This is a genomic window from Longimicrobiaceae bacterium (assembly GCA_035696245.1).
Classification (GTDB): domain Bacteria; phylum Gemmatimonadota; class Gemmatimonadetes; order Longimicrobiales; family Longimicrobiaceae; genus DASRQW01.
On record DASRQW010000021.1, the window covers coordinates 1 to 8,337 of the forward strand.

Consider the following 8,337-nt stretch of genomic DNA (forward strand, 5'->3'; position numbering starts at 1 on the left):
CCCGTGGAGGCGCGGGCGCGAAGCCGGCGCTCCAGCCGTCCGGGCTCGCGGGGTGGCTGGGCCCACCCGGCCAGGTCTGCATGCTCGCCGCCACGCGCCAGTGCCCATCTCCCGCCGCGCGCCAGAAGGTGAGGTACTGGCCGAAGCGCACCACCTGCCCGCCTCCGTTGCGCGCGGGCATGCTCACCATCGTCACCCCGAACGTGTACCCCGCCGCCCCGTCTGCCGAGAGCTGCGCGTGGAGCGGCTGCCAGCGAAGCACCCGCGGGGCCGTCGCCGGCTGGGCGGCCAGAAAGGCGCGTACCGTCCCGCGTCCCTGCATGACCGGCGCGCCGGGGTACAGGTACACGGCATCGTCCGCGAGGCCGCCGGCGAAGCCTTCCGCCCCCAGGCTGTCGTTGCTCGCGGAGAGCGTCGCGTCCGCACGCAGCAGCGCGCTCCGGGCAGCGGTGGCCGCAGCCCGCGCGGACGAGGACGGTGCGGCTTGGACGGACGCGGCGGGGCGCGCGGCGACCTGCGCCGCGGCGGTACACGCAGTGAGGAAGGTGAGGCAAGCGGCGGACAGGGCTGTGCGCATGGAAGCTCTCCGTGTGTACGTGCGGCTGGAAACAGCGGACGCACGATAACGGATGCGGCCCCCTGCGGCGTACAACTCGGGGGCGAGTTGCGGCGCGTCTTCCGGAATCGCCCAGATGCACGGCTTTTCGGTGCGGCGGGTGGGGCGGACGAGAAGGGCGAGCCCCCGGCTGGTTCCACTCCAGAACGACGATGGGCCCCTCCGACAGGATGCGGAGGGGCCCATCGTCTTCCTCACATCTTCCGATCTCAGGGAATCGGCGTCAGCAGGAGCGCAGTGATGGGCCCCGAGCCTTGGTGCGCGTTCACCGCAATCTGACCGGAGTCATTCACCGCGACGACAGAATCGATGGTCCAACCGGCTTCCGCGAGCACCACGTCGGTCGTCTTCCCGTTGCGGAAACGATAGAGACGCGACTGACCCTCGAGTTTGTACGTTCCCGATACCGTACCGTTCGCACTCAGGGCCGAGGCGACCGAGAACAATCCGACGATCGAGTTCAGATTGAAGTACACGGCACCGGTGGACAGGAAGCCGTGCTTGGTACCCCCCTGCGGGTCTGCCCAGCCGATGACGTCTCCCGACGCATTCATGCCCGTGGGCGCAGTGGTCCGGCCAGAGGTGGGCACCTGGCGCGTGGTCCCGGCCGCGGTCCAGACAACAGGGTTGGAATTCGGCCAGTGGTTGTTACCCACGACGTTTCCGGCGGAATCGAGCGCGACCACCATGAGCGGGCCTTCGGGCACTCCCAGCGTCGTCACCGGGCCCAGGTGCCCATCTCTCCGCCACACCGCCGCCCCCGCAAAGAGGACCTCGCCGGCCTCGTTGATGTCGATCGCGTCCCTCCTCGCCCCGACCGGAAGGCTGGCTGCTGCGCCGTTCTCCCACACGTACGTTCCGTCCGTGCCAACAGCCACGATCTGGCCCTTCTGGTTGATCGCGGCCGCGGAAACCAACGAGCCCAGGGTGGTGCCCGCCGCCCCCTGCCAGACGATCGCGTGCGACTCCCCGTGCGCGCCGAACCAGCGGCCAACCACCGTCCCTGCGTTGTTGATGTCCGCCGCGAGAGACGAGACGGCTCCCGCCGCGGAGAGGACCGTCACGGCGTAGTTCACGGACGGCACCACGGCCACGACGTGGATCGTCTGCTCGGCCGTGTGACCCTCGGCGTCGGTGACCTGCACGACCAGCGTGTTCGCGCCGGGCTTGAGATCCACCGCCTCGCCGGCCGCGACGCTGTCGGAGAAGAGCAGCGGGTTCTGCACCGGCTGGGGCGTGCCGTTCACGCGTACCTGCACGGCGTCGTGGTAGGTGATCCCGCTCACCACCGCCCGCAGCGCGATGGCGTGGCCCCAGGCGGTGTCGCCTTCCGCGGGCGAGATCACGCGGACGGCGGGGCCCGCGCGGCGGGTCACCTCCAGCCGCATCTCGGCGGCGTTGCCCTTGGCGTCCTCCACCCGCAGGACGATGGTGTTGCTGCCCACGCGAAGCGGCTTGACCTCGAAATGCAGCGCGACCGACGGCGCGGCGGTGAGCGATACCTGCTGGGGAGCGCCGTCGTTCAGCGAATAGGTGACCTTGGCCACCCTGCCGCTGTCCGTGACCACGGCATCCACCACCACAGCGGAATCCGCGGTCGAGAACGCGTTCGCGGGCGAGGAGACGGCTACCTGGGGGGCCTGCTTGTCCCGGTCGGAGGCCGTGGGCTCGCTGCACGCGGCGAGGCCGAGCGCGAACGCCAGGGACGAGAACGCGGACACCGTCCGGAGCTTCTTCGCGAAGGTGGAGCCTGCCTGCATCGGCACCTCTGATGAATGCTGGAACGACGCCGGCTCCGGGCGAATCCCCGCGCGAGCCGTCCGGCCGTCGTCATGGTAGAAAGATAACCTGTCGCCGTTCAGCCGCGAACCCGCTACCCCGCCTCGGCGGCCCACGGATACCGCCGCCGGATCACGGCGCCGGTGAGAGCAGGAGCGCGGGGCGGGGCCGGCGCCCTGGTGCCCGTTCGCGGCGATCCGGTCACGGTCGTTCACACCGGCCACAGCGGCTGTGAGGGGGAGAGCGGCGGATTCCGTGGCGATACGGAACCCGAGCCATGTGGCATGATTGCGGAGAACGATTCCGGAGAGCGCCAACTGCCCGGCAGGAAGCCCCGCGCGACGTGCGGTGAAGCGCCGGGATGGACGCGGATACCCACGGTTCACCGTAAGTGGAGGTCTACGCTAATGGCCTGCCGCGCGCGCCGCAAGCGAGGTGCCGAAGGTGCGCAGCGCGGCCCAGTAGCGCGGGCCAGCGACGGCTGCGAGGTCGCTGTGCCCCGCGCCGGGGACCCACAGCGCGCGCTTGGGCTCGTTCGCCAGGGCGAAGAGGCGCCGGCCGTGCGCGATGGGGATCACGCCGTCGCGCTCGCCGTGCATGACGAGCAGCGGGATGCGCAGGCGCCCGATCTTGCCGATGCTGGCGAACCGGTCGAACACGAACGGGCGGAAGCCGAGCCCCACGCGCGACGCGCTGGTGAGCGTGCTCTCCAGCACGAGCCCCGCGGCGGGCACGCGCGACGCGAGGTCCACCGCCACCGCCCCTCCGAGCGACCGCCCGTGCAGGATTATGCGCTCCGGCGGGACGCGAAGCTCGCGCGTGAGATAGGCGTACGCCGCGTCCGCGGCGGCGTAGGCGCGAGCCTCGGTGGGCTTGCCCTCGCTGGTGCCGTAGCCGGGATAGTCGTACGCCAGCACCGCGAAGCCGTTGCGGCGAAGCTCCTCCAGGAACGGCGCGTCGTCGCCCAGGTCCTCGGCGTTGCCGTGGCTGAAGAGTACCGTGTACGTCGCCGCCGCGTTGGGAAGATACAGGGCCGAGAGGCGCGTTCCGTCCGCAGCACGCAGCTTCAACATACCTGGCGCGCCGTCGTGGTACGAACTCCGGTGCGGCTGGAAAATCATACCATCCGCCGCGAACCAGAAGAACGCCATTGCCGCGAGATAGACCAAGAAGAGGATGGATGCTGCGGATGTGAGGAACGAGATCAAGCGGCGGTATGGTTGAACGGCGGCGGGCACGATGGCAGATGCGTGAGATGTGCGGAGGTGTGATCCGGGATGCAACCAGGTTTGCCGTCTCAACACGGGTGAGAGAAGCCGTTCCGCGGACGAACCACCGATCACCCTCGCGCGGACGCCGCGGACCGGTATGGGCCGACCGCGTGTCGGACCGCGATACGGCGGCGAGATGGGGCAGCGTATCCGGGACAGATTTCGCGGCGGAGAGGCGGAGGCACAAACAGGTGCCCCTACCGAGGTATTCATGCGGGCGGCCGCTCTGGTGGTCCGCTGTATCCAAAGAAAGATGTGCGGAGCGAGACCGCCGGGCATGGGACATCAGCGTGCGGCGCGGCTGACGGCGGGCTCGCGCAGCGGGCGGGGAGACCCCGGACGGAGGCGGGCCAGGCTGTATCGGCCCACCGGAGGAGGAGGCTCCCCGACCCCGCGGAGGAGACGGGCGGCAGGCACCGCAGTGCAGAGGTGCCGGCCGCCCGGCTCCGGAGCGGTCCGCCGCGACCCGGCTTCCGTCATCCGGACCCAGCTCTATCGGCTCCTCCGGCTTTCCGCTGACGACCGGACGTCCGGCTACGTCACCGAAGGCACGCCGCTCTGCTGGATGAGCTTGGCGACCAGCGCGGTCCACCCCGTCTGGTGGCTGGCGCCCAGGCCCGCGCCGTCGTCGCCGTGGAAGTACTCGTGAAACGGCACGTAGTCGCGGAAGTGCGGGTCCGCCTGGAACTTCTCCGTGCCCCCGAACACCGCCCGCCGCCCCTCGTGCCGCACGAAGATGTGGATGAGCCGCCGCGACAGCTCCACCGACACCTCCCACAGCGTCAGCATCTGCCCCGACCCCACGGGGTGCTCCACCGTGAAGGTGGGCCCGTAGTACCAGTCGAACTTCTGCAGCGCCTCGATGATCAGGTAGTTGAGCGGCATCCAGATGGGACCGCGCCAGTTGGAGTTGCCGCCGAACAGCCCGCTGCGGCTCTCCGCCGGCTCGTAGTCGACCCGGTACTCCGCCCCGTCGATGCGCGTGACGAACGGGTGCTCGGCATGCCAGCGCGAGACGGAGCGGATGCCGTACGGAGACAGGAACTCGCGCTCGTCCAGCATGCGCGACAGGATGGCCCGCAGCCGCGGCGCGCTGACCACGGCGAAGAGCCGCCGGTCCAGCTCGCCCGTGCGCGTGACCGAGGCGGCGTCGCCCACCAGGTCCGCGCGGTTGCGGAGGAACCACTCCAGCCGCGCGCGGAAGCCGGGCAGGCGCTCCAGCAGGTCGGGGTCCAGCGTCTCCACCGCGAGCAGAGGGACGAGGCCCACCATCGACCTCACCCGCATGTACTGGTTGGTGCCGTCGGGCAGGTTGAGGAGGTCGTAATAGAACTCGTCGTCGTTGTCCCACAGGTCCACCGCTTCGTCGTGCGTGGTGGCGGGCCGGTCGTTGATGGCGTGCGCGATGTGGAAGAAGTGCTCCAGGAACTTGGTCGCCACGTCCTCGTACGCGATGTCGTTGCGGGCCAGCTCCAGGGCGATGGCCAGCATGTTCAGGCAGTACATCGCCATCCAGCTCGTGCCGTCGCTCTGGTCGAGCCAGCCGCCGCCGGGCAGCGCCTCGCTGCGGTTGAAGACGCCGATGTTGTCCAGCCCCAAAAAGCCGCCCTGGAACACGTTGCGGCCCTGCGCGTCCTTGCGGTTCACCCACCAGGTGAAGTTGATGAGCAGCTTGTGGAAGACGCGTGAGAGGAACTTCACGTCCGCCACCCCGCTCGCCCGCCGGTCGATCTGGTAGACGCGCATGGCGGCCCACGCGTGCACCGGCGGGTTCACGTCTCCGAACGCCCACTCGTACGCGGGGAGCTGCCCGTTGGGGTGCATGTACCACTCGCGCAGCAGCAGCACGAGCTGGCCCTTGGCGAAATCCGCGTCCACCATCGCCAGGGGAATGCAGTGGAAGGCGAGGTCCCAGGCGGCGTACCAGGGATACTCCCACTTGTCCGGCATGGAGATGACGTCGTGGTTGTTGAGGTGCGTCCACGTGTGGTTGCGCCCGCCCCAGCGCTCGGGCGGCGGGGGCGGCTGGGCGGGGTCGCCCTCCAGCCAGCGGCGCACGTCGTAGTGATAGAACTGCTTGCTCCACAGCAGCCCGGCGATGGCCTGCCGCTGCACCAGCCGCTCGTCGTCGCTCGCCTCGGGGGCGAGGAGGGTGGCGTGGAACGCGTCCGCCTCGGCCTTCGTCGCATCGAACGTCGCGTCGAACTCCGCGCCGAGGGATGCGGCGCCGGAATCGGTCGCGGAGAGGCGCATGCGGACGACGCGCTCCTCGCCGGCGGGGATCACGAGGCGGTAGCGGGCGGCGGCCTTCGTGGCGGGGCCCTCGTCGAGCACGGCGTCGTGCTTTCCATCGACCACGAAGTCGTGGAAGGCGTCCTTGGCGTGCGGGGGAGATTCCGCGCTGCCGAAGAGCTTCGCGGCGTTGGTCTCGTTCTCGGTGAACAGCAGGTCCGGCGCGCCCTCGCACGTCCAGTGGTAGCGGCCCAGCGTGTTGTGCTCCGCCAGCACCTGCGCCGCGCCGTCTCTCGATGGGAGGCGGGTGAGCGACGGGCGATAGCCGCGCTGGCCCCAGCTCCACGTGTTGCGGAACCAGAGCGTGGGCAGGAGTTCCAGCACCGCTTCGTCCGGCCCGCGGTTGGCGACGGTGACGCGGACCAACACGTCCGCAGGGCCGCCCTTGGCGTACTCGACGAAGACGTCGAAGTAGCGGTCCCCGTCGAACGCGCCGGTGTCCAGAAGCTCGTACTCCGGTTCGTCGCGCGTGCGGCGGGCACTCTCCTCGCGCAGGCGGTCGTACGGGTAGGCGGCGTGCGGATACTTGTACAGCGCACGCATGTACGCGTGGCTCGGCACGTTGTCCAGGTAGTACCAGAGCTCCTTGGCGTCCTCGCCGTGGTTGCCCTCGTTGCCGGTGAGGCCGAAGAAGCGCTCCTTGAGATACGGATCGCGCCCGTTCCACAGGGCGAGGGAGAAGCAGAGGCGCTGGCTCTGGTCGCAGATGCCCAGCAGCCCGTCCTCATTCCAGCGGTACGCGCGCGAGCGGGCGTGTTCGTGCGGGAAGGTGCTCCACGCCTCGCCGTCCGCGCTGTAGTCCTCGCGCACCGTGCCCCATGCGCGCTCCGACAGGTACGGGCCCCACAGCCGCCAGTCGGCCGTGCCCTCGCGCGCATCGGCCAGGCGGGCGTGCTCGGGCGTGAGGGGCGGCGGGGGCGGGGTGGCGGGGGGAGTCTCGGCCGGCATCAGTACAGCGTCACCTGCTGGGTGAGGCCGCCGTCCACGTAGTAGGTGCTGCCCGTCACGTACTCCGCGTCGTCGCTGGCGAGGAAGACGGCGACCGCGGCCACCTCCTCCGGCCGCCCGAAGCGCCCCCAGGGGATCTCGCTCACGGCGTTCTTCATCGCCTCGGGGTCTTCCAGCACGTACTTGTTGATGGGCGTGGCGATGGCGCCCGGGGCGATGTTGTTCACGTTGATGCGGTGCGGTGCCAGCTCCATCGCCAGGTTGCGCATCATCATGCGGATGCCGCCCTTGGACGCGCAGTACGATGTGTAGCCGGGGAACGGGATGTCTTCGTGGACCGACGAGACGTAGATCAGCTTCCCTCCCCCGCCCTGCTTCACCATCTCGCGCGCCGCGGCCTGGCTCACGACCATCGCGCCGTAGAGGTTCACGTTCAGTACGCGGTGCCACTCCTCGTCCGTCTGCTCCAGGAACGGGCGCTTGATCTCGATGCCGGCGTTGTTGACCGCGATGTCGATGCGCCCGAAGGTGGAGACGACCTCCGCCACCATCCGCTCCACGTCCTCGCGCTTGCTCACGTCCGCCTCCACGGCGATCGCCTTGATGCCGAAGCTCTCGATGGCCTTCTTCGCCGCAGCCTCGTCGGGCGGGCTGCCGGGGCGGTAGTTCACGCAGACGTGCGCGCCCTCGGCCGCGAACCGCGCCGCGATTCCCTCGCCGATGCCGCTGCTGGCGCCCGTGACGAGCGCGACCTTGTCTTTCAAGCGCATGCTGTGGCTCTCTGTTCTGGATTAGGACGGGATGTAGATCCGGCGCATCGAGCCGCCTGGACCTGGATCACCAGGCGGGAAGCAACAGAGATACGCCCCCGCTCGCGATCCCGCAAACCTCCGTTGGAGCGGCGTAGAAGACCGGGAAAGAAGCCGTTCGCGCGAGCGTATCAGCAGATGCGGGAGAGCGGGCTGTGCAGCGGGGAGCGCGACGTCGACCGCGTGCCGCCGGGTAGTGTGGTGAACGGTTGGAGCCGCGGGTTCGCGCTTTACATTGCACTCGGCTTGATGCGCCTGTGAAATCAGAGCGTACAGCAAAGAATCACTCTCGCACGCGCTACATCGAGCGCACACGAGCATGAGCACTGCACGCGAAGATGAACGGCAGGACGAACAGGATGAGAAGCGGCCGGAGTATGACTTTAGCGGTGGCGTGCGAGGCAAGTCCGCAAACCGCTATCGCGGCGAGACGCAGGGAATCCCTGACGTGATCGACGAGTTCCGTCCGCGCCCCCGCCCCAGCGAGTCCGTCTCCATACGGGTTCCGCTCGACGCCTTGGAGACGATCAAACGCATCGCCGCATCACGCGACATGTCCGTAGAGGCACTGCTGAAGTTCTACATCGGCGAGGGGCTTCGCCGCGACATCGCCGCCGGACGC

6 protein-coding genes are annotated in these 8,337 nt (G+C 69.3%); 1 reads left to right on the plus strand and 5 read right to left on the minus strand.

The genetic code is table 11. From position 1 onward, the window contains the following. The 5 genes from VFE05_00790 to VFE05_00810 all read right to left on the minus strand — a co-directional run. A partial coding sequence (locus VFE05_00790; GenBank protein ID HET6228579.1) for a DUF4440 domain-containing protein occupies positions 1–577 on the minus strand: 577 nt, incomplete at its 3' end. 248 nt (positions 578–825) lie between these two features. Further along, the gene (locus tag VFE05_00795; protein ID HET6228580.1) at positions 826–2,376 is read right to left on the minus strand and encodes a hypothetical protein; all 1,551 of its coding nucleotides are present in this window, start codon (positions 2,374–2,376) and stop codon (positions 826–828) included. Positions 2,377–2,799: 423 nt separating this feature from the next. After that, positions 2,800–3,468 carry an alpha/beta hydrolase gene (locus VFE05_00800; GenBank protein HET6228581.1) on the minus strand — a complete coding sequence of 223 codons (669 nt, stop codon included), beginning with the start codon at positions 3,466–3,468 and terminating at the stop codon, positions 2,800–2,802. Between the two features lie 732 nt (positions 3,469–4,200). Then, positions 4,201–6,906, minus strand: coding sequence for a hypothetical protein (locus VFE05_00805; GenBank protein ID HET6228582.1), 2,706 nt, complete (start codon positions 6,904–6,906; stop codon positions 4,201–4,203). After that, complete coding sequence (locus VFE05_00810; protein ID HET6228583.1) at positions 6,906–7,676, minus strand: glucose 1-dehydrogenase; 771 nt, start codon at positions 7,674–7,676, stop codon at positions 6,906–6,908. Before VFE05_00810 ends, VFE05_00805 begins: the two co-directional genes overlap by 1 nt. Positions 7,677–8,034: 358 nt before the next feature. Here VFE05_00810 and VFE05_00815 point away from each other — a divergent pair. Then, the coding region (locus VFE05_00815; protein ID HET6228584.1) for a hypothetical protein at positions 8,035–8,337 on the plus strand (303 nt) is incomplete at its 3' end.